General features: G+C 58.3%; 1 protein-coding gene. It reads right to left on the bottom strand.

Annotation, left to right across the window (positions count from 1 at the left end):
• On the bottom strand, positions 1-961 hold a 961-nt coding region (locus tag J5224_RS30335; RefSeq protein WP_264628755.1), incomplete at both ends, for a non-ribosomal peptide synthetase.

Here is a 961-nt window from a genome sequence, read left to right as displayed (position 1 = left end):
CCAGATAAAGTTGCGTCAGAGAAAAACTCCTTTATGGTCAAGTTGATAGAAAATCTTTCACACACCTGAGCCACCAGTTTTGTTCCCAGCAGCGAGTTACCGCCCGCACGGAAGAAGGAATCAGTGCCCGATGGCGGTGGCCCTTCCACCAGTTGTTGCCACAACGCAGCGACCACATGCTGCAACTCACTGATTTTTTCAGGAAGAGGAGACGTTGAGTGCGGCGGGGACAGCGCTAACTGACGCCTGTCGATTTTTCCGCTGGGGGTCAGCGGCCAGGTGGTCACCGGGGATATTGCCCCCGGAATCGCATAGCCCGGCAAAGTGATACGCAGTTCGTGATGCAGTGCGCTCAAGAGCGCGTTGATCTCTTCTTCAGCGGCATCCATCTGGACAAAAGCGTGCAACCCTGCCGTAGCGCCATCGCCTTGCACCACCGCAACGGCGTGACGTACCTGTGGATGACGCAGCAAAGTGGCTTCTATTTCACCCAATTCAATTCTGTGACCCTGTAACTTAACCTGACTGTCGATACGCCCCAAAAATTCCAGCACCCCGTCTGGTCGATAGCGTCCGCGATCGCCAGTACGATACCAGCGCCACGGGTAATCGCCGTTGAAGTGCAGCGCCGTCAAGCGCGCATCAGCACAATAGCCGCGCGCCACCCCCAACCCGCCAATCCACAGCTCACCGGGCACCCAGTCGGGCGTGTCATTGCCCAAGGCATCCACCACGCGGAAACGTTGATTCCTCAATGGGAAACCGTAGGGAACCGTGTGACACCCTTCCGGTATCGGTGACGACATTGGCCATATCGTGGACCAGATAGCGGCTTCTGTGGCCCCGCCCAACGCAAATGCCTGTGCCGACGGCGCGAGCGTGCGCAGCCGTTCACCGCTGTCAGGCTCCACCCAATCCCCCGACAGCAATGCAATACGCAGATCGGGCAGCGTCACCTGCC

The organism is Candidatus Symbiopectobacterium sp. NZEC135, assembly GCF_025962695.1.
This window is presented reverse-complemented; position numbering and strand designations above follow the sequence as displayed.